The organism is Bacillus carboniphilus (genome assembly GCF_020524035.2).
In the GTDB taxonomy this organism is placed as follows: domain Bacteria; phylum Bacillota; class Bacilli; order Bacillales; family JAIVKR01; genus Bacillus_CC.
In genome coordinates this window covers 1,854,519-1,879,899 of the sequence record NZ_CP129013.1, presented here as the reverse complement: position 1 = coordinate 1,879,899, position 25,381 = coordinate 1,854,519, and the positions used below count along the sequence as shown (strand labels likewise).

Sequence of the window (25,381 nt, the reverse complement as noted above, 5' to 3'; positions counted from 1 at the left end):
AACCCTATGTTTGGTGACGATAGCAAAGAGGTCACACCCGTTCCCATGCCGAACACGGAAGTTAAGCTCTTTAGCGCCGATGGTAGTTGGGGGGTCTCCCCCTGTGAGAGTAGGACGTTGCCAAGCATTGGAGGATTAGCTCAGCTGGGAGAGCACTTGCCTTACAAGCAAGGGGTCGGCGGTTCGATCCCGTCATCCTCCACCATTTAAAATGAAATTGTTATCTAATAATATTTAAAACAAAGACCGTAAGGTCTGGGTATATACGCCGGTGTAGCTCAATTGGTAGAGCACGACCGAATAGGCTTCATAGAATAAGCATCAGCATACCGACTGAACAACATCTTGAATAAACTAATAGAAGTCGGGATGACGTTTTAAGAAAGAAAAATCAAATAATAGTTCACTTTTTATACGCCGGTGTAGCTCAATTGGTAGAGCAACTGACTTGTAATCAGTAGGTTGGGGGTTCAAGTCCTCTTGCCGGCACCACGAGTTTTTTAGAGCCATTACTCAGTTGGTAGAGCATCTGACTTTTAATCAGAGGGTCGAAGGTTCGAGTCCTTCATGGCTCACCATTTTGAATTTCGCGGGTGTGGCGGAACTGGCAGACGCGCTAGACTTAGGATCTAGTGTCCTTGTGACGTGGGGGTTCGACTCCCTTCACCCGCATTAAGATACGCGGAAGTAGTTCAGTGGTAGAACACCACCTTGCCAAGGTGGGGGTCGCGGGTTCGAATTCCGTCTTCCGCTCCAAGATCATTCCCCATGCCGGGGTGGTGGAATTGGCAGACACACAGGACTTAAAATCCTGCGGTAGGTGACTACCGTGCCGGTTCAAGTCCGGCCCTCGGCACCATTTAGCGCCCGTAGCTCAATTGGATAGAGCGTTTGACTACGGATCAAAAGGTTAGGGGTTCGACTCCTCTCGGGCGCGCCATTTACGGGAAGTAGCTCAGCTTGGTAGAGCACATGGTTTGGGACCATGGGGTCGCAGGTTCGAATCCTGTCTTCCCGACCACGATCGATTATGTTTTAACAAGGGGCCTTAGCTCAGCTGGGAGAGCGCCTGCCTTGCACGCAGGAGGTCAGCGGTTCGATCCCGCTAGGCTCCACCAAATATTTAGATTATGAAAATGATATATTTTGGCGGTGTAGCTCAGCTGGCTAGAGCGTACGGTTCATACCCGTGAGGTCGGGGGTTCGATCCCCTCCGCCGCTACCAATAATAAATTATGTGAATGTGGACCCTTAGCTCAGTTGGTTAGAGCATTCGGCTCATAACCGAACGGTCGTAGGTTCGAGTCCTACAGGGTCCACCATAATTTGGAGGAATACCCAAGTCCGGCTGAAGGGATCGGTCTTGAAAACCGACAGGGGTGTCAAAGCCCGCGGGGGTTCGAATCCCTCTTCCTCCGCCATATTATTTTTTAAGAAACTGTTGATATTATCGTGGTGTGGAGCAACGAGCAAGAGCATCGTCGAATCCACAACGAGTTGTACCGATCGAGTAGCATCTTGAATAGTCAATTTGAGATCGGGACAGTCTATGCTAGCTAAGAGCATGGAATAATTAAATAACTAATACTATCGCGGGGTGGAGCAACGAGCAAAAGCATCGTCGAATCCACAGCGAGTTGTACCGATCGAGCAGCATCTTGAATAGACAATTTGAGATCGGGACAGTCTATGCTAGCTAAGAGCATGGAATAATTAAATAACTAATACTATCGCGGGGTGGAGCAACGAGCAAAAGCATCGTCGAATCCACAGCGAGTTGTACCGATCGAGCAGCATCTTGAATAGACAATTTGAGATCGGGACAGTCTGTGCTAACTAAGAGCATAGAATAATTAAATAACTAATACTATCGCGGGGTGGAGCAGTCTGGTAGCTCGTCGGGCTCATAACCCGAAGGTCGCAGGTTCAAATCCTGCCCCCGCAACCAAAACTAAAAAAAGTGGTCCCGTGGTGTAGCGGTTAACATGCCTGCCTGTCACGCAGGAGATCGCGGGTTCGATTCCCGTCGGGACCGCCATTTTAACAAATATTACTATATAGGCTCGGTAGCTCAGTTGGTAGAGCAATGGACTGAAAATCCATGTGTCGGCGGTTCGATTCCGTCCCGAGCCACCATTTTAGAATTATGGCGGTTGTGGCGAAGTGGTTAACGCACCAGATTGTGGCTCTGGCACTCGTGGGTTCGATTCCCATCAATCGCCCCATAAAAAATTGCGGGTGTAGTTTAGTGGTAAAACCTCAGCCTTCCAAGCTGATGTCGTGGGTTCGATTCCCATCACCCGCTCCATACATATTATGGGCCTGTAGCTCAGTTGGTCAGAGCGCACGCCTGATAAGCGTGAGGTCGATGGTTCAAGTCCATTCAGGCCCACCATGTATACTATGGTGGTAAATTATATTTTGTTGTTATTCCGCAGTAGCTCAGTGGTAGAGCATTCGGCTGTTAACCGAACGGTCGTAGGTTCGAATCCTACCTGCGGAGCCATAAGGAGAAGTACTCAAGTGGCTGAAGAGGCGCCCCTGCTAAGGGTGTAGGTCGCGCGAGCGGCGCGAGGGTTCAAATCCCTCCTTCTCCGCCATTAATGTAAGGCCCGTTGGTCAAGCGGTTAAGACACCGCCCTTTCACGGCGGTAACACGGGTTCGAATCCCGTACGGGTCATAAATAATAGGAATGTAAAAACCTTAGAGAATAGAACCTCTAAGGTTTTTTGTGTGTTCTTAAGAAAGAAAGTATAAAGATCTGTTTTGATTTGGCTGATGTTATCATTGTTATCTAGTTCCACTGCCCAACTACTCGTATGTTTTTCTCCGCACTTGTCTCTTAACGAAATATCTTCAAAATTTTCTTTATGATCACATTACCACTAATTTTTACTAATAAAAAATAGATATAGGTCCAACTGTATATTTTTTAATCCTTATTAGGAAGAGGAGAATTGTTTCTTTTATTTACGACATAAATCGACAAATGTTCAATTTGTTAGAATAGTTTATTAAGATATCTATATACCTATATATACTGTTAAATAAATATTTGATGGAATAGTTAGAATTATTAATTAAAAAATAAATAATAAAATATTTTAGAATGAAAAAAATGACGAACTATGTCAAAATGTTGAAGCGTTTTCAGAAAAGGGATTTCCTCTTTTTTTTTGAATTATGGTAATAAGGGAGACGGAAAGCTAATAGAGGTGATATAAATGTCAGTATTAATTCCTTCCGATTTTGATGTCCATTTATTTCACGAAGGTTCCTTGTTTAAAAGTTACAACCTATTTGGCGCACATATGAAGAACGTTGACGGTGTTGAAGGAGTTTGTTTTACCGTATGGGCTCCAAATGCTATGGATGTACGCTTAGTTGGGGATTTTAATGAATGGGACGGTACACATTATCCAATGAGAAAAATAAATGAGCAAGGAATATGGTCTTTGTTTGTGCCAGGTATGAGAAGTGAACAATTATACAAATATGAAATATGGACAAAAAGCGGTCAAAAAAAGTTAAAAGCAGATCCATACGCCTTTTTTGCTGAGGTGAAACCAAATACTGCTTCTAAAGTTTATGACATAGGGGGATATGAATGGAACGATGATAAATGGTATCGGAAGAAAAAGAGAAAAGCAGTCTATGATCGTCCTATGTTTATTTATGAACTAAACTTAGCATCTTGGAAAAAACATGATGATGGATCCTTTTTGACTTATCGTGAGTTGGTAGAAGAGTTGATTCCGTATATTAAAGATCATAAATTTACTCACATTGAACTAATGCCAATCATTGAGCACCCATATGATCGCTCTTGGGGGTATCAAGGAACGGGCTATTTCTCTGCTACCAGTAGATACGGTACGCCTCATGACTTAATGTACTTTATTGATCAATGTCACCAAAATGATATAGGGGTAATTGTAGATTGGGTTCCTGGACATTTCTGTAAAGATGAGCATGGTTTATATATGTTTGATGGAACACCAACCTACGATTATCCTATCGAGAAGGACCGAGAAAACTATATATGGGGAACAGCAAACTTTGATTTAGGAAAACCAGAAGTTCAAAGCTTTCTTATTTCTTCAGCAATTTTTTGGATTGAGAACTATCATATTGATGGGTTTCGAGTAGATGCAGTTGCCAATATGGTTTATTGGCAAAATAGTGATGAGCTTCAACCTAATCCGTATGCTATTGCTTTCTTAATGAAATTGAATGAGGCGGTTTTTGCTACAGATGAAACGATCTTAATGATTGCAGAAGACTCAACGGATTGGCCAATGGTGACTGGTCCAACATATGATGGAGGACTAGGCTTCAACTATAAATGGAACATGGGATGGATGAATGACATTTTAACTTATATGGAAGCTGGATTCGAAGAAAGAAAACATTTGCATGATAAAGTATCTTTTTCCTTGATTTATGCTTATTCTGAAAACTTTATTTTACCTTTTTCTCACGATGAAGTCGTGCATGGGAAAAGATCGTTATTGAATAAAATGCCAGGTGATTATTGGAAAAAGTTTGCTCAATTCAGACTTCTACTAGGCTATTTCACTTCACATCCAGGAAAGAAATTATTATTTATGGGTAGTGAGTTCGCACAATATGATGAATGGAAAGATTTAGAGCAGTTAGATTGGTTTATTACTGATTATGAAATGCATAGTAAAGCTCATCAATACACGAAGGATTTAATAAAGCTCTATTTACGTTCAAAACCGTTATATGAATTGGACCATCATCAAGATGGATTTGAATGGATCGATGTTAACAACCGAGAGCAACGTATTTTTTCATTCATTCGAAAAGGAACGAATAATCAGGATCAATATTTAGTAGTATGTAACTTTTCTCCTGAAGTTTACCACCAATATAAAGTAGGGGTTTTACTTAAAACTCGTTATGTGGAAGTGTTAAATAGCGATGATGAACAATATGGGGGGTCTGGTCAAGTGAACAAAAAAGATTTGCCTATCATTGATGAAGCTTATCATGGGAAACCATATCATATAGAAATGACTATTCCGCCTTTAGGTATTTCAATTTTACGAGCAGTAAAAAAGCGAGGAGGGAAGAAAGTTAATGACGAAAAAAAAGTGCGTAGCAATGCTTCTAGCAGGAGGAAAAGGTAGTCGACTTGGTTCATTGACTAAAAATATCGCTAAGCCAGCTGTACCATTTGCAGGGAAGTATCGAATTATAGATTTCCCATTGAGTAATTGTTCAAATTCAGGAATTGATACAGTCGGTATATTAACACAGTACCAACCTTTAGAATTACATTCTTACATTGGCATTGGTAGCGCGTGGGATTTGGATCGAAAGGATGGAGGCGTTAGTGTCCTTCCTCCATATGCAGAGTCCTCAGAGGTGAGATGGTATAAAGGGACTGCCAGTGCCATATATCATAACTTAAATTATTTAAAACAATATGATCCTGAGTACGTTTTAATTTTATCAGGCGATCATATATATAAGATGGATTATTCCTTGATGCTTGATTATCATATTGAAAAAAAAGCAGATGTTTCTATTTCTGTCATTGAAGTGCCTTGGGATGAAGCAAGTAGATTTGGAATTATGAATACGGATGAACATATGATTGTGAAAGAATTTGATGAAAAGCCACAGTATCCGAAAAATAATTTGGCTTCCATGGGAATCTATATATTTAATTGGTCTATTTTAAAAGATTTTTTAGAAATGGACGAAAGAAATCCTTACTCGAGTAATGATTTTGGGAAAGATGTCATTCCTCTTTTAATAGATGAAGGTAAAAAGTTAGTTGCTTATCCTTTTGAAGGGTATTGGAAAGATGTCGGGACAGTTAAAAGTTTATGGGAAGCGAATATGGATCTATTGGAGGAACGTCCTCAGTTAAATCTTTTTGATTATTATTGGCGTATTTATTCCGTGAATCCGAATCATCCACCACAATATATTGATGATAAGGCTGTAGTAGTTGAATCTCTCGTTAATGAAGGTTGTTTTGTTAGTGGGAATGTGGAAAACTCAGTTCTATTTCAAGGAGTGACAGTTGGAAACAACTCTTTTATAAAAAAATCTGTCATAATGCCTAATGCTGTTATAGGTGAAAATGTGTTTATTGAAAATGCCATTGTTCCAAGTGATGTTGAAATACCAAATGGATTTATTTTAAAGCTCGAGGAAAACCAAGATGAAATTATTTTAGTAACAGAAGAAATGATCGAACAATCAAATATTTCTCCATAAGTCCCTTTTGAAAAGTCAAAGAAGAGGAATGTCATCTATATACTAAACTAAATGAAAGGATGATCATTGTTTGGCTAAGATGTTAGGAGTAATCGATGCGACGATGGATCGTGAAGAACTAAAAGAGTTAGCCTTAGTAAGAAATACAGCAGCAATCCCTATTTTGGGAAGATATCGATTGATTGACTTCATTTTATCGAGCATGGTTAATTCAGAGATTGATAGTGTGGGGATATTTCCAATATATCAATATAGGTCGTTAATGGATCATTTAGGATCAGGGGAAAGAATGGAATTTGAATCGAAAACGAGATGGATTGTTCTTTTTCCCTTCTCCAAAAAATTATGTAGAAAATAAAAAGATAGGATCATTTAAGAAATATGCTGATCATATAGACTATTTTCTTAGAAGTCGTCAAAAATATGCGGTTATAAGCAACAGTAATACCGTCATCAATATTAACTTTCAACCTGTATTGGAACGCCATATTAGTATAGGATGTGATATCACTGAAATATGCCAAAATGGTCAACCATTAAAGATATATTTAATGGAGAAAGAATTACTGCTTCAATTAATTGATACATATAAAGACTCTGAAACGATGACGGTGCAAGATTTAGTGGAGGATTCATCTCAATTGACTGTATGTCAATATGAGCATGACGGGTATGTCGCTATTATTGATTCAGTTTTTCATTACTATAAACATAGTCTTGAAATGTTAGATCCGACTATTTGGAAGCATTTAATTCATCCTAAAATGCCTATCTATACAAAGGTAAAGGACGAACCTCCTACTCGATATGTTCGAGGGTCAAAGGTTAAAAATTCGTTAATTGCAAATGGATGCATTATTGAAGGAGAAGTAGAAAATAGTATTATTTTCAGAGCTGTAAAGATTGGAAAAGATACGATAGTGAAAAACAGTATTGTAATGCAGAAATCTCAAATAGGAGATGGTTGTAAGATAGAGAATGCCGTTTTAGACAAAGATGTGCAAATTGGAGAGGAAATCAAGTTGTCAGGAACAAGTTCTGAACCGTATGTTGTGAAAAAAGGGACATCACAAGGAGCGTTGATGAAATCGTGAATAGTTTGTTCGTTGTAAGTGAATGTGTTCCGTTTATCAAGTCAGGTGGATTAGCGGATGTCGCGGGAGCTTTGCCAAAGGAATTAAAAAAGCTAGGTACAGAAACAAAGATAATGTTACCTAAATATGGGTTAGTCCCTGAAAAATATATAGAAAGAATGAAAAAGATTGATACCATCACGATTGATGTTGGGTGGAGAAAACAATACTGTGGAATTGAATTTCTTCGAGTAGATGGGATGGATTATTACTTCATTGACAATGAATATTACTTTAAACGTGATTCATTATACGGCCACTACGATGATGGGGAAAGATTTTCATTTTTTTCAAGAGCAGTATTAGAGGTGACAAAAAAAATAAAGTTCAGGCCAGATATTATTCATTGTCATGATTGGCACACAGCGATGATTCCATTCTTGTTAAAAGAGGAGTACAGCAAGCAGTCCTTTTTTTCTAACACGAAGACTATATTAACCATTCATAATCTGCAGTTTCAAGGTGTATTTCCAAGGCAAGTTATACATGACTTATTAAACTTAACAGATCAATCTTATGAAAAGATAGAGTTTTTTGGCGCAATTAATTTTATGAAGGCTGGTATTGTTTCTGCAGATATCATTACAACGGTTAGTCCTACTTATCGAAACGAGATAAAGACCTCCTATTACGGAGAAGATTTAGATGGATTATTAAACATAAGAGATGATTCGTTAGTTGGAATTCTTAATGGGATAGATGATGGATTATATAACCCAAGGATAGATCAATATATTAAAGTTCAGTATAGTGAACAGAACATTTATAAAAAAAGTTTGAATAAGTTAGCATTGCAAGAAATGTTCGGGTTAAAAAAAGATAAAAGTATCCCTATTATTTCTATCATTACTAGATTAACGAAGCAAAAAGGGCTGGATTTAGTTAAGCGTGTTTTTCATGAAATTATTGAAGAGCAAGATGTACAAGTAATTATATTAGGTACTGGTGAAAAGGAGTTTGAAGATTATTTTAGGTATTTAGAGTATACATATCCATTAAAGTGTAAGTCTTATATTGGATTTGATGAGCCTTTAGCACATAGAATATACGCCGGAGCGGATTTGTTTTTAATGCCTTCAAAGTTTGAACCTTGTGGACTAGGTCAAATGATTTCTTTACAATATGGGACAATTCCAATTGTTCGTGAAACGGGAGGCTTAAATGATACCGTAAAATCTTTTCGAGAAGATACGAAAGAAGGAAACGGTTTTACATTTACCCATTTTAATGCCCATGATATGAAATATACTATTGAACGGGCATTGTTTTATTATAAGCAAAAAGACTTGTGGGAAGACCTTGTTAAAGAGGCAATGAGACAGGACTATAGTTGGGCACAATCTGCATTTAAATATAATCAGTTATATGCTGATTTAATAGCTAGGAGAGAAAATAATGTTCTCGAATAAGAAAGAGTTTAAAAAGCAGTTTGTTAATCGGATAAAAAACCAATTTGGAAAAACGGTAGAAGAATCTACTTTAGATGAGCAATATTTAACGGTAGGACTAATGACAAAAGAAATGATAAGCCAAAAGTGGATTCAAACAAATGAAAAACTTCGTACTGATAGTCATAAACAAGTTTATTATTTATCTATTGAGTTTTTGTTAGGTAAGCTCTTAGGACAAAATTTATTGAATTTAGGTATCTATGATATTGTTGAATCAGGTTTAACTGATTTAGGGCTACGGTTGTCGGAGATTGAAGATGTTGAAAGTGATGCTGGGCTAGGTAATGGAGGATTAGGCCGTTTAGCTGCCTGTTTTATGGACTCACTATCTTCTCTAAACTTTCCTGGTCATGGTTATGGTATTCGCTATAAACATGGTTTGTTTGATCAAAAGATTGTTAATGGGGACCAAATTGAGTACCCAGAACAATGGTTGAAAAATGGGAACGTGTGGGAAGTTCGTAAGGAAGATGAAGCAGTTGAAGTACCCTTTTGGGGAAAAGTTGAAACACAAGTTGAAGAAGGTCGTTTATGCTTCCGACATATTGATAAAGAGATTGTTAAGGCAGTCCCTTACGAAGTGCCGATTGTTGGATATCATACATCAACGGTCAATACGTTACGACTATGGAGTGCAGAACCAAGTGAACAGTTCAACACAAATGATCTTTTAAGATATAAGAGACAAACAGAAGAAATCTCAGGTTTTTTATATCCTGATGATAAACATGACGAAGGAAAAATATTAAGGCTTAAACAACAATACTTCTTAGTTTCAGCTAGTCTAAAAAAAATTATAAAGACTCATGTAGAAAAAAAGCTCAATATTGAAGATTTACATCATTATGTCTCCATTCATGTGAATGATACTCATCCAGTATTAGCCATTCCTGAGTTGATGAGAATTTTAATGGATGAGCAAGGGATGAGCTGGGAGGAAGCATGGTTTATTACCAATCATACAGTTTCCTATACGAATCATACAACTTTATCAGAAGCATTAGAAAAGTGGCCAATTCACCTTTTTAAGCCACTATTACCTAGAATATTCATGATCGTTGAAGAGATTAATGAACGTTTTTGTCATGATTTATGGAATATGTATCCTGGAGATTGGAACCGAATTGAACGTTCAGCCATCATTGCCCATGGAGTTGTTAAAATGGCTCATTTGGCTATTGTAGGTAGCTATAGTGTAAATGGCGTGGCTAAGCTTCATTCTGAAATTTTAAAGCACCGCGAGATGAAAGATTTTTATGAAATCTATCCTGAGAAATATAATAATAAAACAAATGGAGTAACACATAGACGTTGGTTATTAAAAGCGAATCCTCAACTATCATGTTTGATTACGGAAACGATAGGGGATGAGTGGGTTAAGAAGCCAAAACGATTATTGGACCTAAAGCAATATGCGAATGATCGGATTTTTCAGCAGCAATTTCAACGCGTTAAGCAAGAAAGGAAACATCTTCTAGTTAATCATATTCAAGAACAGATGGGAATCGTAGTTGATGAACAGTCTATTTTTGATGTCCAAGTTAAACGCTTGCATGCTTATAAACGTCAACTTCTTAATGTATTACACATCATGTATTTATACAATCGAATAAAGGAAGACTCTAATTTTTCTATATATCCACGAACGTTTATTTTTGGTGCTAAAGCTTCTCCAGGTTATTATTATGCAAAAAAAGATCATTAAACTTATTCATTCTTTAGCTGATATTGTTAATAATGATAAAACTATAAACGATCAGATTAAGATTATTTTCATGGAGAATTATCGCGTATCATTAGCTGAAAAAATTATCCCTGCAGCAGATGTCAGTGAACAAATATCAACTGCAAGTAAAGAGGCTTCAGGCACAGGTAATATGAAATTCATGATGAATGGAGCTCTAACAATCGGAACGTTAGATGGAGCCAATGTAGAAATTAGAGAAGAGGTTGGAGAAGAAAATATCTTTATATTTGGGTTAAAGGCAAATGAAGTGTTAGATTACTATCGACATGGTGGGTACCGTTCAACTGAGTATTATCATTCGGATGAAAGAATTTTTCAAGTGGTTAATCAGCTAAAAAACGGTCTTTTTAAAACAGGTCATAATGAGTTTGAAGTTATTTTCGACAGTTTACTTTCTGAAAATGACTATTACTTTGTGATTCGCGATTTTGCCTCTTATGTTGGCTGCACAAAAGGTTGTTGAAAACGAATATAAAAATCAACCGCAAATGTGGATGAATAAAGCGATTTGTAATGTCGCTCATTCTGGTTACTTTTCCAGTGATCGAACCATTTCTGAATATGCGAATCAAATTTGGAATATTAGTACGATAGAATAAGGAAACAAAAGGGAGGCACATGGATGCCTCTCTTCTTTTTATTACTTATTTCCGTCCAAGACTTCAGCTTTTTTTTAATATATGGTTGTTTCTCATAGGCAGGTAAGTCTCCAAAGCTTGTCATAGTTCCTTGCTCGTCAAGAGATGACTCATATTCTTCGTGTTCTATAGAAGGGTAAACTTTTATATTCTTCCCCTCTATATCGGTTCCAATAAAGTTTTCAAAACTTTCTACATAACCAACGGGCTCGTTATACTCTTCATACGTTTCACTGTAATCATTAGGTGGATAAGAAAAATCAGAAGGAGTATTCGACGATCCATACTTCTCTACTTCTTGGTAAATATCCTCTGAGTCCGTAGCCGCCGTACCTCTATCATCATAATTGTATTGTCCGAATGGTGGAAGAAACGTTTCTTCTTCGATTGGCCTTGAGTGCTTTAATGGTTGATTCACTGTGTGGTCAACACATGTTTTGGCTGTTGGAATGCTTTTAAGTCTTTGAATGTCAATATCTTTGCCACAGACAGAACAATACCCATATGTTCCATTGTTAATACGTTCAAGTGCATTCTCAATTTCATGTAATTGCTCTTTACAATGATCATTTAATGCGATATCTTTTTCTCGTTCGTAAAGCTCTGTCCCACTATCAGCGGGATGGTTATCGTATAACGATAAATCCCCAGTTGATTCTTGACCTAAGCTCCTTTCCAGCCCAAAGTGATCATTTTCTTTTAGCTGTTTTTTGACTTCTTCCTGTCGATTTAATAAACGAAGACGAAAGTGTGAAATCTGTTCAGGTGATAACATGTTAAGCCTCCTTTTTATTTAGTATTTAAAATAGGAGGCAAAAACATTACGGCAATTTTTATGTAAAAAACGCCTAAGTGTCTGAAAGAACATTTAGACGGAGCTGTTTGATTAAGAATAATTTTCAATAAAATAGTGAATTAAAAGCCCTATGGATAAAAATAAACCAAAAATAGTGTTCGTTTGTGCTGTTGCTTTCATGGCAGGCATCATTTCAATAGGCTTTATTTTTCCTATAAAACCTTTTATTGCTTTAATCGCATGAGGGATGCTAAAAGCTACAAGTAATAACCATAAAGAACCATAGCCGAATATAATGAAAAGTGTTGGTAACAAATAACTTAGTCCAAATATAATGGATAAACAAATAATAGCGTTTTTTCTTCCTAACATAATGGCTAACGTTTTGCGACCGTTTTGTTTGTCACCATCTAAATCACGTATATTATTTGCCATAAGAATAGTTGCAATTAATAAGGATAATGGCAAGGACATTAGAATTACTTGTAATGAGATGAATCCAGTTTGTATGAAAAAAGAAATGGAAACAATAATAACGCCCATGAATAACCCAGCTGTTATCTCACCAAAAGGGGTATAGGCAATAGGGTAGGGACCTCCAGTATAAAAGTAACCTGCGCACATACAAATAAATCCAACCAAGGCAATCCACCAGCTTGAATGAAAACAAATGTATAATCCTAATAGTAATGAAATACCATAAAAAACAAATGCAAGGCGAAGAACTGTTTCAGGTTTAACACCATGTCGGACAATCGCTCCACCAATACCAACAGAATTTTCATGATCAAGCCCACGTTTAAAATCATAATACTCATTGAACATATTGGTTGCTGATTGAATGAATAGTGAGGCAATCAGCATAGCGATAAATAAGTCTAAACGAAAAAATCCATCTAATAAAGCTAAAACAGTCCCAACAAATACGGGGATAAACCCAGCTGTCAACGTATGGGGTCTTAATAATTGGAACCAAATTTTAAAATTTTTATCGTGTTTAAATGGTGGTAAACTAGATGCTGAGGCATAATTGCCCATATGATATCAACTCCTTTTTTGAGTTAATCATTTGTTCAAAAAGTGAAGTTGGTGTCTGGACTTTTTTTACTTGATGAACACTTATAAATAGATTAACTCCAAGCTAAGTTTAGAAGTTTGACGTTTTTGTGTCAATCTTTTTTCATTGTTATTATATAATAGATTTTCCAAGTATGTGATCAAAGTAAGAAATAATGTAGCGGGGTCATTATCTTTATTTTTTCATACTAGTTCAAAAAAGTATATAATAAAGGTAGTTTAAAAAAAGAAAAAGAGAACTTTCATATAAAAGCGCTTCCGCTTTTTAGTCATTTGTAACGGGGGATGATGTATTTGGTATCTACACAGCAAGAAGAATCTTTAAGGCAAAAAGTTAGTGAACTTATACAAAAAGTAAAAAAACATAGTTGTGAGCAAATTATTAGTGAAGTACGGGAGATAAATCGGATGGATCCCCTGCAAGTTTTTCGTGCTTTTCGACACAATAAAGGACAAAGAAGTTATTGGTCAACACCTAACCAAGAATTCACACAAGTGGGAATTGGTCATGAGTTAGTCTTTAAAAATGACTCTACTTTAAATACTCGATTCTTTACAATAGAGGCGCAATGGCATGAATGGAGAAGGTCTTCGTACCTTGTTGGTCCTCGAGTCATCGGTACAGGGGCTATTCTTATCGGGGGCGTATCGTTTGATCCGAAAAAAAAGTTGGAAGATAAATGGAATGACTTCGGTGAAGGATTATTTTTTATGCCTTCATTTTTATACACTTTAAAGGGACAAAAAGCTTTTTTGACCATTAATAAAGTTGTAAAAAAAGAAGACACGGTTAAAAGTGTTATGGATTATTTTCATGAAATCCAACATTTATTCACGGTAGAATTAAATCGAAAACCGATAGATGATCATGAGGCGTCGGTTATTTGCGAAGAATACTATGTTTCGGAATGGAAGCGATCCATTGAGAAAGCGACGACGAAAATAAAGGAAGGTACGTTTGAAAAGGTAATTTTAGCAAGGGAAATCATGTTACGTTTTGAGCATAAAAAGCATGTGGAGCCAGTCATTGAAAAACTGCAAAGAGAACAATCAGCAAGCTACATATATGCAATTGAAAGTAATGAGAGCACATTTTTAGGAGCTTCACCTGAACGGTTAATAAAAAAAGAAGAGCAAAAAGTATTTTCTACTTGTTTAGCAGGATCGATTAAAAGGGGAAAGGATAGAGAAGAAGATCATCAGCTAGGGAACGATCTTCTTGGAGATCATAAAAATCTTCATGAACATCAAATTGTTGTTAATATGATTCGTGAAAATTTTTCAGAAAGATGTATTACGTATCAATGTCAAAAAAAACCTACTTTATTGAAGACAAGATCTGTTCAGCATTTATATACACCTATAATGGGGATTGTTAAAAAAGGTTATTCACTTTTTGATTTTGTAGAAAGTCTTCATCCCACACCAGCACTTGGGGGATTTCCAAGACAAGCAGCGATGAAATACATTCGTGATGAAGAACCGATGGAAAGAGGATGGTATGCAGCGCCCATTGGTTGGCTTGATTTTGAGGACAATGGGGAATTTATAGTAGCTATACGTTCGGGTTTGATTCAAAATAACCGAGCTTTTTTATTTGCTGGCTGTGGAATCGTTCGTGATTCTGACCCAGAACTCGAATATGAAGAAACCATCATCAAGTTAAAACCAATGCTCTCAGCAGTTGGGGGGCTTAATAATGTGCGAGATTAAATCTTTAACGAAATATGTAAGTCAATTTGTTCATCAGCTTGTGCAGTCGGGCGTAGAAGAAGTTATTATTAGTCCAGGTTCACGGTCTACTCCTCTCGCGATGCTATTTCATTCACATCCAGAAATCAATGTATATGTCCATGTTGATGAACGCTCAGCAGGCTTTTTTGGTTTAGGGATTGCAAAAGCAAAGCAAAAGCCGGTGGCTATTCTTTGTACATCAGGAACGGCATCGGCAAACTATATGCCTGCTATTGTAGAGGCGAATCTATCAAGAGTACCTTTAATTATTTTAACGGCAGATCGCCCTCATGAATTGAGAGGTGTTGGAGCACCTCAAGCCATTGACCAAACTCATCTTTATAGGGAACATGTGAAATATTTTGTCGATATGGCGATCCCAGAAGATACAAAAAAGTTATTAACATATGCAAAAACAATGGCAAGTAGAGCCGCCTTAGAAAGTATGAAGCAACCGAAAGGTCCTGTTCATTTAAACTTTCCATTTCGAGAACCTTTAACTCCTAATCTGTCAGAAGATTTATGGGAGGAATGTGAACAACCAATAGAGACTAGTTTGGGAATGTCTATTATCGAAAATTTTGATGCTTTTGAAAAAGAACTAAGTGCAACTGAAAAAGGTTTAATCGTCTGTGGTGAACTTCATCATCCTAACTTTAAAGAAGCAATTCTCTCTTTAGCAGAAAAAACAGGTTTTCCAATTTTAGCGGATCCACTTTCGAATCTTAGATATGGCAATCATGATAAGACGTTGATAATTGATCAATATGATACACTTTTAAAAGATGAACAAATGAAAGAAACGCTCAAGCCAGAACTCGTTTTACGATTTGGCTCTATGCCTGTTTCTAAATCAATTTTCCAATGGTTTGAAAAACATGCAGATATTAAACAATGGGTTATTGATGCTGCGGGAGGATGGAGGGACGCTACACTTCAGGCAGTTAAGCATATACAATGTGATGAAGCTTATTTTTGTTATACTCTTGCTAATCGATTAGAGAATATTCATTTAACAGATTGGACAAAAAGATGGTTAGAAGCCAATCGGATTTCTTGGGAAATAATGAAATTAACGCCTGATGATCTCCCTATGTTTGAAGGACATTTGTACACTCAATTGCCACAAATTTTACCTAACGAATCCTCTCTTTTTATTAGTAATAGCATGCCAATAAGGGATGTTGATACTTTTTTAAGTAAATGTGATAAAGAGTTTACGTGCTATGCAAATCGAGGGGCAAACGGAATTGACGGAATAATCTCCTCAGGTCTTGGCATATCCAAGGTTCATAAACATGTTTATTTAATTATAGGGGATCTCTCTTTTTACCATGATATGAATGGACTTCTAGCAGCAAAATTGTACAACCTTTCAATAACGATTATTTTGGTGAATAATAATGGGGGAGGTATTTTTTCTTTTCTACCTCAATCGAAGGAAAAAGAACATTTTGAAACTTTGTTTGGAACTGCCACTGACCTTGATTTTTCATTTGCAGCCACAATGTATGGTGCGAACTATCATCGTGTAACAGAGTGGACACAGTTAAAAGTAGCATTAACTAATCCAACCGGTTTTACAGTTGTCGAAGTGATGACGGATCGTCATCAACGAGCAGAGCGTCATAGGTCGTTAATTGGGAAAGTATCAGAAGAAATAAAGAAGGCGTGGATGAATTGAAAACATATGTCCGTGACGTATTTTATGACATTGAGATTGTAGGTGAGGGCTTTCCTATTTTATTGCTTCACGGGTTTACTGGCAATAAAAATCAGTGGAAACCAATCGTTAAGAAATCATTAATGGGTTTTAAAATCATCCTTATAGATCTGCTAGGACATGGTCAAAGTGCCCAACCAGAAAGATTTGAAAGGTACTCCATGGAAGAGGTATGTAAAGATTTAAATGAAATATTGAATGTTTACTCATTGAATAAGGTGCATTTGCTTGGTTATTCAATGGGAGGAAGAGTAGCGTTATCTTTTGTTCAATTTTTTCATGAGAGAGTTCTTACTTTAACTCTTGAGAGTAGCTCCCCAGGGTTAATGACAGAATTTGAAAGAGAAGCAAGAGTCGTGAATGATGATGAGTTAGCACAATTTATTCTTAACGAAGGACTCGAATCATTTGTGGATTATTGGGGAAACATCCCTCTCTTTCAATCGTTGAAAAGGCTCCCTGAATCTATACAACAGATGTTGAAGGAAGAACGTCTGAAAAATGATCCTAAAGGTTTAGCTGCTTCTTTAAGAGGAATGAGTACAGGTCGTCAGCCTTCATGGTGGGACCAACTTGAAAACGTAAATGTTCCAGTACATTTAATAAGCGGAAAGTTAGATGAAAAATTTTGTTTAATCCATGAACAGATGAAAAAAAAGTTCCCTGATGTAAAAAATACGAATATAAAAGATGCTGGACATGCAATTCATGTGGAACGTCCAGAGATTTTTGGTAAAATAGTGAGGGGATTTTATTTACATCATTAATTTGGAGGGTTTTAAATGTCAATAGAATGGGTAAGTGAACGAAATTATGAAGATATTTTATATGAAACACATGAAGGTATTGCAAAAATAACAATCAATCGTCCAGAGGTACATAATGCGTTTAGACCAAAAACGGTCATGGAGTTAATTGATGCATTTGCTTATGCTAGGGATGACTCTGAAATAGGTGTAATCGTATTAGCTGGTGCAGGAGACAAAGCTTTTTGTTCAGGTGGAGACCAAAATGTTCGTGGTCATGGGGGCTATGTAGGAGAGGATGAGATTCCTCGTTTAAATGTACTCGACTTACAACGATTGATAAGGGTCATTCCTAAGCCTGTTGTTGCCATGGTTTCTGGTTATGCGATTGGTGGAGGACATGTTTTACATGTAGTATGTGATTTAACATTGGCAGCAGACAATGCTATTTTTGGTCAAACTGGACCGAAAGTTGGGAGTTTTGATGCAGGATATGGATCAGGATATTTAGCGAGAATCATTGGTCATAAGCGTGCGCGTGAAATTTGGTATTTATGTCGCCAATACAGTGCAGATGAAGCATATGAAATGGGATTAGTAAATAAAGTAGTCCCACTTGAGCAATTAGAAGAAGAAACAGTTCAATGGTGTAAGGAAATGCTTGAAAAAAGTCCCACAGCTTTACGTTTCTTAAAAGCTGCTTTTAATGCAGATACGGACGGACTAGCTGGAATACAACAGTTTGCAGGGGATGCAACACTTTTATATTACACAACGGAAGAAGCAAAAGAAGGGAAAAACGCTTTTAAAGAAAAGCGAAATCCTGACTTTAAGCAGTTTCCACGCTTCCCATAAGATGAAAACAAAAAGTGCCAAGGGCACTTTTTGTTTTGTGAACGGTTATCATGAGAAATGGGGTGATTCTATGAATCAAACGATGCCGAATTGGCTTTATCAACGTTCTTTATTGACACCAGATCGTCAAGCCGTACAATATGAGGATCAAGTGTTAACTTTTAAACAGCTCTATGGACAATCTGTCCAAAGAGCTGAAAAACTAGCAAATTTGGGAGTGAGAAAGTCAAATCATATTGGAGTTTATATGACAAATAGTCTTGATATGGTTTTGAACATCCATGCACTTTTTCATTTAGGCGCTGTCGTTGTTTTTTTAAATACTAAGTTATCTGCAAGAGAGTTACAGTATCAAATTGAAGATAGTAAATTGCAATTTGTTATAATGGATGATCATTTTGAGGAAGTACTTTCATTTTTATCTAATCAAAAAAAAATTTCTATGTCTAAAGTTTACGATTTAGATCTTCTTAAAAATACGATGAATGCTAGAGAAGTGGTTTTGTCCAATGTAGCAACGATGATGTATACGTCCGGAACGACAGGACGTCCTAAAGCTGTTTTACAAACATATGAAAATCATTGGTGGAGTGCCGTAGGTTCTGCTTTAAATCTAGGTCTAGACCATCGAGATTGCTGGTTAGTAACTGTTCCACTATTTCATATTAGTGGGTTATCCATTTTAATTCGGAGTATGATTTATGGGATCAAAATCATCGTTCATGATAAGTTCGATCCAGTATTAACGAATGCGGCAATTATGAATGAAAAGGTGACGATTATATCCGTTGTAAATACAATGCTTCAACTAATGATAGAGGATTTAAAAGAGGTTTATCCACCATCATTTCGCTGCATGTTAGTAGGTGGAGGTCCAGTTGATGATTTCTTATTAGAGCAATGTAAAAAAAGAGAAATTCCGGTATATCAAACTTATGGAATGACCGAAACATGTTCACAAATTGCTACTTTATCACCTGAATCTAGTATGGTTAAACTTGGATCAGCTGGGAAACCGTTATTTCCATGCCAAATAAAAATAATGAATGATGGAAAGCTATGCCCAGCAAATCAGGTTGGAGAGATTACAGTTAAAGGTCTTAATGTAACGAGGGGTTATTATTCAGGAACAACACGTGCTTTTCATGAAGGTTGGTTTTTTACAGGAGATTTAGGCTATTTAGATGAAGAAGGCTTTTTGTATGTTGTTGATCGCCGTTCCGATTTAATAATTTCAGGAGGAGAAAATATATACCCGGTAGAAATTGAACAAGTCCTTCAGTCACATCCAGAGGTAATAGAAGCAGGAGTTGTGGGAGAAAAGCATTCTATTTGGGGACAAGTCCCTGTTGCTTTTGTTGTGTTAGAGAGTACAGTGGATACAAAAGTGTTGCAAGATTTTTGTTATCAAAGACTTGCGAAATATAAAATTCCAAAAAAAATATATGTTATGGATCGATTACCTCGCAATGCAACAAATAAACTTTTAAGGCATAAGTTAAAGGATATTCAACATGATTAATATAAAATCAATTACTGTCTACCAAATTAATCTCCCACTTAAATATCCCTTTGAAACGAGTTTGAATGTACTACAAAATCGAGAAGTGATTGTTCTAAAAGTGACGAATGAAGATGGAAGAACAGGCTGGGGAGAAATTGTTGCCTTTTCCTCTCCTTGGTATACAGAAGAAACGTTACAATCAGCTTTATATACATTAAAAAAATTTTTAGCACCTCTCGTATTGGAAAAACCTTTATTACACCCTGTTGAAGCTGCTCAACTATTTAACGTTATAAGGGGAAACCATATGGCCAAATCAGGGTTAGAGGGAGCCCTTTGGGATCTTTATAGTAAACTACAGAAGAAGAGCCTGTCTTTCTTACTAGGGGGGAGAAAGCACGAAGTTGATGCCGGCGTTGTCATAGGCTTATCTAAAATTGAAAATATGATAGATGACATTCATTTAAGAAAAGAACAAGGATATAAACGTTTTAAAGTAAAGATAAAGCCTGGAAATGATGTTAAGGTTATTGCACAAATAAGAGAAGAGTTTCCTACTATACCTTTAATGGTAGATGCCAATGGTACCTATACTTTAAAAGAGCTTTCTTTACTAAAGCAACTTGACCAGTTTAACCTTCTTATGATTGAACAGCCCTTTCTTTTTAACGATTTTACCATGCATGCAGAACTTCAAAAAAGAATGGGAACACCTATTTGTTTAGATGAAAGTATTAATAGTTTGTCTGATGCAAAAACAGCCATTGCCCTAAAAAGCTGTAAAGTCATGACTATTAAACCTGGTAAAGTAGGTGGTTTAACTGAAGCCACCAATATTCATCATTTATGTAGAGAGCATAATATCCCAGTCTGGGTTGGAGGTATGGTAGAAACCGGAATTTCCAAGTCGCAAAATATTGCCCTAGCCACGCTCCCTAACTTTACAATACCAGGGGATATTTCAGAGTCTTCCCGTTTTTTTGAGCAAGATATTTTGAAAAAACCAATTACCATCCACGAGGGGAAAAGTGAAAGTTCCTACTCAATCTGGTATCGAAGTTAATGAGGACCAATTGTTTAACTATGTAACGAAAATAGAGGAGATTATTTAAAATAAAGTGATAAATCATTAAAAAAGGCTCCATAACATCTTTTTTCCTTGTGAAAATAGTGCTTTTTACCGGTATCATGAAGTGATTTTCTTAAAATTCAAATAAGCACAAATAAAAAAGATGTGATACATTTCTATTGAGGAATGAGTTTCAATATAACCTCAACAAGCTCATGTTTATATAATATTCTTAAAGAGTTCCTTTTAAATGGAGCCCTTTAAGAATTTTTTTTTGCCTCTAGAAAGATTAAATTCCTTCTGTTTCTTCATTCTTTTGAAAATATTTCTCACTTATAAGTTAAAACTATTGACAGGAAATTAGTCATAGGTTAAATTGTTGGATGTAGGAAAAATATTTATAGCAGTCTATTTTTTTTTAGGACAATAAAATTAATTTCTACACAATATAAGTAACAAAATAAAATTAAGGGAAAATTGTAGGGAGTAGGAGGAATTGAAAATGAAAAAATGGATGTTGAGTGTTATATCTTTATTGATTTTATTTATTATTAGTGCATGTGGAACAGAGGAAGCAAGTAATGGAAACAGTGAAGGGAAAGTAAAAGTTACCACAACAATTGCTCAAATCGGAGATATTGTTAAAAATGTAGGTGGTGACCATGTTGAAGTAGAATCTTTAATGGGACCTGGAACAGACCCTCATTTATATCAAGCTTCTCAAGGAGATATTAAAAAATTGAATAATGCTGAGGTCATCTTTTATAATGGTCTTCACTTAGAGGGAAAAATGGGTGAAGTATTAGAGAAAATGTCAGAAAATAAACCAACAGTCGCAGTAGCGGACGCTATTCCTGAGGACGAATTGATTCAAGATCCAGCTAACCCTAATGCGCATGACCCTCATGTTTGGTTTAATATTGAACTTTGGAAATATGCAGTAGATGCCGTTGCAGAACAATTAATTGAGTCTGATAAAGAAAACGAAGAAGATTATTTGGCTAACGCAGATAGCTATAAGAAGCAGTTAGATACTTTATTAGCTGAATCAAAGAAAAAGGTTGAAGAAATTCCTGAAGATTCTCGAGTACTCGTTACAGCTCATGATGCATTTGCTTATTTTGGTGAACAATTTGAATTTGAAGTATTAGGATTGCAAGGATTGAGTACGGATTCAGAATATGGGCTTAAAGATGTACAAAATTTAGTGAACACTCTTACGGAACGTCAAATAAAAGCGGTATTTATTGAAAGTAGTATTAACCCAGGGAACCTTGATCCGGTTGTTGAAGGAGCAAAGGAAAAAGGGCATGAAGTATCTATAGGTGGAGAACTGTTTAGTGATGCAATGGGAGAAGAAGGAACGGAAGAAGGTACTTATATAGGCATGTATAAACATAATATTAATACGATTGTTGATTCTTTAAAATAGGAGGCATCTTGTCATGACTGCACCTTTATCGATAGAGAATGTCACGGTTGCTTATCATAAAAAACCAGTGTTACAGGAAATAACTTTTGATGTTCCGGAAGGAAAATTAATAGGAATCGTTGGGCCGAATGGGGCTGGAAAATCTACTTTGATTAAAGCGATCCTAGGTTTGATCCCGAAAGCTTCAGGAGATGTTAAGTTCTTTGGTAACACATATAAAAAAATGATTAAAAGAATTGGGTACGTCCCTCAAAGAGGTTCTGTAGACTGGGATTTCCCTACAAACGCAATTGACGTTGTTACTATGGGACGATACGGTCACGTCGGTTGGATTAAACGTCCTAGTAAAGATGATGTGGAAATTGCAAAATCTTGTTTGAAAAAAGTAGGAATGCTGGAGTTTGCGAACAGGCAAATTAGTCAATTATCCGGTGGACAACAACAGCGTGTTTTTTTAGCTAGGGCATTAGCCCAAGACGCGGACCTTTATTTTATGGATGAACCTTTTGTAGGGGTGGATGCGGCAACAGAAAAAGCAATTATTGTTTTATTGAATGAATTAAAGGCTAAAGGAAAAACCGTTCTTGTGGTTCATCATGATTTACAAACAGTAACGGAATACTTCGATTGGGTTTTGTTGTTGAATATGAGAAAAGTAGCCTTTGGGCCATCGGACGAAGTATTTACGGTTGACAATTTACAGAAAACATATGGTGGTAAATTAACATTTTTACAAGATAAAACAATGATAACCAATTAAAGAAAAGTACGATTGGCTGTTTAAATATTGTATATTTGTATACTTATTTAACCTAGAAAAGGGGAGGTTAAGATGAACGCATTACTCAATCAGCTTCAAGATCCTAATACACAGTGGGTCTTGATGGGAACACTTTTGTTAGGTTTAGCTAGCGGAGTACTGGGGAGCTTTGCCCTTTTAAGAAAACAAAGCCTACTGGGAGATGCTATGGCGCATGCTGCTCTTCCAGGTGTATGCTTTGCTTTCTTATTTGTGGGTGAGAAATCGTTGTTTTGGTTTATTGTTGGTGCTACGATCGCCGGTTTAATTTCAACATGGTGTATTCAAGCGATTATTAAACATTCAAGAATTAAAGAGGATTCAGCTATCGGTATTGTTCTCTCGGTCTCTTTCGGCTTTGGAATCGTTTTATTAACGTATATACAGCACTCAAGTAACGGAAATCAAAGTGGTTTAGATAGCTTTATATTTGGGCAGGCTGCTTCTGTTATTAAGAGTGATGTCCAATTAATATCAGTGATCGCCTTGTCACTATTAATTTTGACAGGCTTGTTCTTTAAAGAGTTTAAATTAATTACCTTCGATGAGCAGTTTGCAAAAGGATTAGGAATACCTACTCAATTCTTTAATGCCATCTTAATGTTAATGATTGTATTAGCCGTAGTCATTGGTCTGCAAACAGTGGGCGTTGTCTTGATGGCAGCCATGTTAATTACTCCGGCTATTGCAGCAAGGTATTGGACAGAGAAACTATCTGTCATGATTGTTATTTCTGGAATTATTGGAGCATTATCAGGTGTAATTGGAACACTTTTAAGTACAGTAACAGAAGGGATGGCTACTGGACCTTTAATTGTTGTTGCTGCAACAAGTTTATTTGTTTTCTCGCTTATTTTTGCACCCAATCGTGGACTGTTTTCAGTTATGCTTAAACATTTGAGATTTAGGAGAAAAACCGCAATTAACCAAATTCTTTTGTCTTTATATGACTTAACTGAGGAAAAAAAATTGGACAGTAAACAAGTGTTGTTTTCGGTTGATGAAATTATTTTGAAACGTCCTGTTCAAGGTTTTCAAACAGAAAGGTTATTGAATGATCTTCAAAAACAAAATGTTGTTGAAAATGTTTCGAATAAGTGGAAGTTGACAGAAATAGGTCTTGAAAAAGCCTATAATCTTGCTTTAAATCAACGATTATATGAGATGTATTTAATGCATGAAATGGAATTTAGTCATTTGCATTTAAAGGATAAGGAAGATTTCTCCCTTGAGCAACTTGGTTCTGATGTCAAGCATCAGCTGATGAAACTTTTAGAAGTCCATCAGAGAGTACCACAATTAAAACCTAAAGGAATGTATGCAAATGAGTTATGATGCGTGGATATTATTAACTGGTTCATTAGTTGGGGCTTCCTGTGGATTAATAGGATCGTATTTGGTTCTTCGAAAAATGGCAATGTTAGCCGATGCAATTAGCCATAGTGTTTTGTTAGGGATTGTAGGGGCTTATTTTGTAACCCGAACGCTAAATGGAGGAGCACTTTTACTTGGGGCGGCTGTAGTCGGTTTGTTAACAGCTTATCTAGTACAAGTGTTAAGTAACAAAGGAGTTCAATCCGATGCTTCGATCGGTGTCGTTTTTACTTTTTTATTTGCTCTAGGAGTTATCTTACTGTCGGTGTATGGTGGGAATGTTCACTTAGATGTTGATCATGCGTTAATGGGAGAAATCACATTTATTCCATGGGAAACGATAACCTTGTTTGGTATCAGTGGAATTCCTCAAGCTGTTTGGCTACTAGGCTTTGTATTACTATTGAATTTGGTTATTATCGGTCTATTTTACAAAGAATTTAAGGTCGCATCGTTTGATCCAGAAATGGCGTTAGCGCTTGGAATACCGATTACATTCATTCATTATTTACAAATGACCATGCTGTCTTTTACAACCGTCGCATCATTTGATAGCGTAGGAGCGATCTTAGTAGTGGCCATGCTTATAGTACCAGCAGCTACCGCCTATTTATTGACTGATAAGTTAGTTCATATGCTTTGGATTAGTGTCGTAATAGGGGTCTCATCTGCCTTTATAGGCTATTATTTCGCAAGCTTATTTAATGTGTCAATTTCAGGTTCTATGGCAAGTGCAACGGGTGTGTTGTTTATTTTAGCTTTCATCTTCTCACCAAGTCATGGATTAATTAGTAAATGGCTTGTAAGAAGAAAGATGGCTTCTAAAAGCACTCAAATGAGTGCTTCAAAGTTATAGTACGCTATATTCTTTAGTTCTTATTAATTGCTGAACTTCTTTTGGAAGAGAGTAGTAATTTGTGAAATCATCATCCCATAAGTGAAGGGAACTGTGAAGGGTAAGGAAATATTCGGTATCATTAAATCCTGACATTTCAAAACGTACCGCATCGTTAATGGTTTCTTCAATAGACATAACCTTACCTC

Annotated in this window: 16 protein-coding genes, 21 tRNA genes, 1 rRNA gene and 2 pseudogenes; 37 read left to right on the top strand and 3 right to left on the bottom strand. The window is 36.6% G+C overall.

The features are described 5' to 3' along the window. The first annotated feature begins 9 nt into the window (after positions 1-9). From rrf to LC087_RS09500, 27 genes and pseudogenes are all read left to right on the top strand, one after another. Positions 10-126 (top strand): 5S ribosomal RNA (gene rrf, locus LC087_RS09630). 3 nt (positions 127-129) lie between these two features. After that, a tRNA-Val gene (locus LC087_RS09625) sits at positions 130-205 on the top strand. 211 nt (positions 206-416) lie between these two features. After that, positions 417-492, top strand: a tRNA-Thr gene (locus LC087_RS09620). 11 nt (positions 493-503) lie between these two features. Next, positions 504-578: transfer RNA gene (locus LC087_RS09615), tRNA-Lys, on the top strand. Between the two features lie 11 nt (positions 579-589). Further along, a tRNA-Leu gene (locus LC087_RS09610) sits at positions 590-672 on the top strand. A gap of 9 nt (positions 673-681) precedes the next feature. Then, positions 682-756, top strand: a tRNA-Gly gene (locus tag LC087_RS09605). Between the two features lie 14 nt (positions 757-770). Next, positions 771-859 (top strand) — tRNA-Leu (locus LC087_RS09600). Positions 860-863: 4 nt separating this feature from the next. Next, positions 864-940, top strand: a tRNA-Arg gene (locus tag LC087_RS09595). Between the two features lie 4 nt (positions 941-944). After that, positions 945-1,021, top strand: a tRNA-Pro gene (locus LC087_RS09590). A 21-nt stretch (positions 1,022-1,042) separates the two neighbouring features. Further along, a tRNA-Ala gene (locus LC087_RS09585) sits at positions 1,043-1,118 on the top strand. Positions 1,119-1,148: 30 nt separating this feature from the next. Further along, positions 1,149-1,225 (top strand) — tRNA-Met (locus LC087_RS09580). 20 nt (positions 1,226-1,245) lie between these two features. Continuing rightward, positions 1,246-1,322, top strand: a tRNA-Ile gene (locus LC087_RS09575). A gap of 6 nt (positions 1,323-1,328) precedes the next feature. Continuing rightward, positions 1,329-1,421: transfer RNA gene (locus LC087_RS09570), tRNA-Ser, on the top strand. Between the two features lie 450 nt (positions 1,422-1,871). Next, positions 1,872-1,948 (top strand) — tRNA-Met (locus LC087_RS09565). Positions 1,949-1,962: 14 nt separating this feature from the next. Next, positions 1,963-2,038: transfer RNA gene (locus LC087_RS09560), tRNA-Asp, on the top strand. Positions 2,039-2,060: 22 nt separating this feature from the next. Then, positions 2,061-2,136, top strand: a tRNA-Phe gene (locus LC087_RS09555). 13 nt (positions 2,137-2,149) lie between these two features. Next, positions 2,150-2,225, top strand: a tRNA-His gene (locus tag LC087_RS09550). Between the two features lie 9 nt (positions 2,226-2,234). Further along, positions 2,235-2,308: transfer RNA gene (locus LC087_RS09545), tRNA-Gly, on the top strand. A 10-nt stretch (positions 2,309-2,318) separates the two neighbouring features. Continuing rightward, positions 2,319-2,395: transfer RNA gene (locus tag LC087_RS09540), tRNA-Ile, on the top strand. A 36-nt stretch (positions 2,396-2,431) separates the two neighbouring features. After that, positions 2,432-2,506 (top strand) — tRNA-Asn (locus LC087_RS09535). Positions 2,507-2,509: 3 nt separating this feature from the next. Further along, positions 2,510-2,600: transfer RNA gene (locus LC087_RS09530), tRNA-Ser, on the top strand. A gap of 9 nt (positions 2,601-2,609) precedes the next feature. Beyond that, positions 2,610-2,681: transfer RNA gene (locus LC087_RS09525), tRNA-Glu, on the top strand. Positions 2,682-3,225: 544 nt separating this feature from the next. Beyond that, the gene (gene glgB, locus LC087_RS09520; protein WP_226539071.1) at positions 3,226-5,157 is read left to right on the top strand and encodes a 1,4-alpha-glucan branching enzyme; all 1,932 of its coding nucleotides are present in this window, start codon (positions 3,226-3,228) and stop codon (positions 5,155-5,157) included. Continuing rightward, positions 5,108-6,259: a glucose-1-phosphate adenylyltransferase gene (locus LC087_RS09515; protein ID WP_226539072.1), complete on the top strand. Its 1,152-nt coding sequence runs from the start codon at positions 5,108-5,110 to the stop codon at positions 6,257-6,259. The genes glgB and LC087_RS09515 overlap by 50 nt, the downstream gene beginning before the upstream one ends. Positions 6,260-6,338: 79 nt before the next feature. After that, positions 6,339-7,353: pseudogene (locus LC087_RS09510) on the top strand (sugar phosphate nucleotidyltransferase). After that, positions 7,350-8,801, top strand: a complete 1,452-nt coding sequence (gene glgA, locus LC087_RS09505; protein WP_226539073.1) for a glycogen synthase GlgA — start codon at positions 7,350-7,352, stop codon at positions 8,799-8,801. The pseudogene LC087_RS09510 and the gene glgA overlap by 4 nt, the downstream one beginning before the upstream one ends. After that, positions 8,788-11,189 (top strand): annotated as a pseudogene (locus LC087_RS09500) (glycogen/starch/alpha-glucan phosphorylase). The gene glgA and the pseudogene LC087_RS09500 overlap by 14 nt, the downstream one beginning before the upstream one ends. Here the strand turns inward: LC087_RS09500 and LC087_RS09495 are convergent. After that, the gene (locus tag LC087_RS09495; RefSeq protein WP_306019526.1) at positions 11,173-12,003 is read right to left on the bottom strand and encodes a TraR/DksA C4-type zinc finger protein; all 831 of its coding nucleotides are present in this window, start codon (positions 12,001-12,003) and stop codon (positions 11,173-11,175) included. The pseudogene LC087_RS09500 and the gene LC087_RS09495 sit on opposite strands and share 17 nt — an antisense overlap. A 111-nt stretch (positions 12,004-12,114) precedes the next feature. Continuing rightward, positions 12,115-13,062 (bottom strand): 1,4-dihydroxy-2-naphthoate polyprenyltransferase, encoded by a 948-nt coding sequence (locus LC087_RS09490; protein ID WP_306019525.1) that lies wholly within the window; start codon positions 13,060-13,062, stop codon positions 12,115-12,117. Positions 13,063-13,395: 333 nt separating this feature from the next. Between LC087_RS09490 and LC087_RS09485 the strand changes: the two genes are divergently transcribed. The 10 genes from LC087_RS09485 to LC087_RS09440 all read left to right on the top strand — a co-directional run bounded on the left by LC087_RS09485 (position 13,396) and on the right by LC087_RS09440 (position 25,193). Next, on the top strand, positions 13,396-14,814 hold the full coding sequence (locus LC087_RS09485; protein ID WP_226539077.1) for an isochorismate synthase: 1,419 nt from the start codon (positions 13,396-13,398) through the stop codon (positions 14,812-14,814). Beyond that, entirely contained in the window at positions 14,801-16,519 is a 1,719-nt protein-coding gene (gene menD, locus LC087_RS09480) for a 2-succinyl-5-enolpyruvyl-6-hydroxy-3-cyclohexene-1-carboxylic-acid synthase (protein ID WP_306019524.1), read from the top strand. The genes LC087_RS09485 and menD overlap by 14 nt, the downstream gene beginning before the upstream one ends. Next, positions 16,516-17,325 carry a 2-succinyl-6-hydroxy-2,4-cyclohexadiene-1-carboxylate synthase gene (gene menH, locus LC087_RS09475; RefSeq protein WP_226539079.1) on the top strand — a complete coding sequence of 270 codons (810 nt, stop codon included), beginning with the start codon at positions 16,516-16,518 and terminating at the stop codon, positions 17,323-17,325. The genes menD and menH overlap by 4 nt, the downstream gene beginning before the upstream one ends. A gap of 15 nt (positions 17,326-17,340) precedes the next feature. Further along, positions 17,341-18,159, top strand: coding sequence for a 1,4-dihydroxy-2-naphthoyl-CoA synthase (gene menB, locus LC087_RS09470; RefSeq protein ID WP_226539080.1), 819 nt, complete (start codon positions 17,341-17,343; stop codon positions 18,157-18,159). A gap of 70 nt (positions 18,160-18,229) precedes the next feature. After that, a complete protein-coding gene (locus LC087_RS09465) occupies positions 18,230-19,681 on the top strand; it encodes an o-succinylbenzoate--CoA ligase (RefSeq protein WP_226539081.1) in 1,452 nt (483 codons plus the stop codon). Then, entirely contained in the window at positions 19,674-20,726 is a 1,053-nt protein-coding gene (gene menC, locus LC087_RS09460; RefSeq protein ID WP_306019523.1) for an o-succinylbenzoate synthase, read from the top strand. The genes LC087_RS09465 and menC overlap by 8 nt, the downstream gene beginning before the upstream one ends. A gap of 508 nt (positions 20,727-21,234) precedes the next feature. Beyond that, the gene (locus LC087_RS09455; RefSeq protein ID WP_226539082.1) at positions 21,235-22,164 is read left to right on the top strand and encodes a metal ABC transporter solute-binding protein, Zn/Mn family; all 930 of its coding nucleotides are present in this window, start codon (positions 21,235-21,237) and stop codon (positions 22,162-22,164) included. 13 nt (positions 22,165-22,177) lie between these two features. After that, entirely contained in the window at positions 22,178-22,924 is a 747-nt protein-coding gene (locus tag LC087_RS09450; RefSeq protein ID WP_226539083.1) for a metal ABC transporter ATP-binding protein, read from the top strand. Positions 22,925-22,996: 72 nt separating this feature from the next. Further along, positions 22,997-24,298, top strand: coding sequence for a metal ABC transporter permease (locus tag LC087_RS09445; protein ID WP_226539084.1), 1,302 nt, complete (start codon positions 22,997-22,999; stop codon positions 24,296-24,298). Continuing rightward, on the top strand, positions 24,288-25,193 hold the full coding sequence (locus tag LC087_RS09440; RefSeq protein ID WP_226539085.1) for a metal ABC transporter permease: 906 nt from the start codon (positions 24,288-24,290) through the stop codon (positions 25,191-25,193). Before LC087_RS09445 ends, LC087_RS09440 begins: the two co-directional genes overlap by 11 nt. Here LC087_RS09440 and LC087_RS09435 read toward each other — a convergent pair. After that, positions 25,188-25,370, bottom strand: a complete 183-nt coding sequence (locus LC087_RS09435; protein ID WP_226539086.1) for a hypothetical protein — start codon at positions 25,368-25,370, stop codon at positions 25,188-25,190. The two genes, LC087_RS09440 and LC087_RS09435, sit on opposite strands and share 6 nt — an antisense overlap. Between the last annotated feature and the right edge of the window lie 11 nt (positions 25,371-25,381).

Coding starts and splice junctions, on each gene's coding strand:
- glgB (WP_226539071.1), top strand. CDS start 3,226: ATGTCAGTATTAATTCCTTCCGATTTTGATGTCCATTTATTTCACGAA.
- LC087_RS09515 (WP_226539072.1), top strand. CDS start 5,108: ATGACGAAAAAAAAGTGCGTAGCAATGCTTCTAGCAGGAGGAAAAGGT.
- LC087_RS09495 (WP_306019526.1), bottom strand. CDS start 12,003: ATGTTATCACCTGAACAGATTTCACACTTTCGTCTTCGTTTATTAAAT.
- LC087_RS09490 (WP_306019525.1), bottom strand. CDS start 13,062: ATGGGCAATTATGCCTCAGCATCTAGTTTACCACCATTTAAACACGAT.
- menD (WP_306019524.1), top strand. CDS start 14,801: ATGTGCGAGATTAAATCTTTAACGAAATATGTAAGTCAATTTGTTCAT.
- menB (WP_226539080.1), top strand. CDS start 17,341: ATGTCAATAGAATGGGTAAGTGAACGAAATTATGAAGATATTTTATAT.
- LC087_RS09465 (WP_226539081.1), top strand. CDS start 18,230: ATGAATCAAACGATGCCGAATTGGCTTTATCAACGTTCTTTATTGACA.
- menC (WP_306019523.1), top strand. CDS start 19,674: ATGATTAATATAAAATCAATTACTGTCTACCAAATTAATCTCCCACTT.
- LC087_RS09455 (WP_226539082.1), top strand. CDS start 21,235: ATGAAAAAATGGATGTTGAGTGTTATATCTTTATTGATTTTATTTATT.
- LC087_RS09450 (WP_226539083.1), top strand. CDS start 22,178: ATGACTGCACCTTTATCGATAGAGAATGTCACGGTTGCTTATCATAAA.
- LC087_RS09445 (WP_226539084.1), top strand. CDS start 22,997: ATGAACGCATTACTCAATCAGCTTCAAGATCCTAATACACAGTGGGTC.
- LC087_RS09440 (WP_226539085.1), top strand. CDS start 24,288: ATGAGTTATGATGCGTGGATATTATTAACTGGTTCATTAGTTGGGGCT.
- LC087_RS09435 (WP_226539086.1), bottom strand. CDS start 25,370: ATGTCTATTGAAGAAACCATTAACGATGCGGTACGTTTTGAAATGTCA.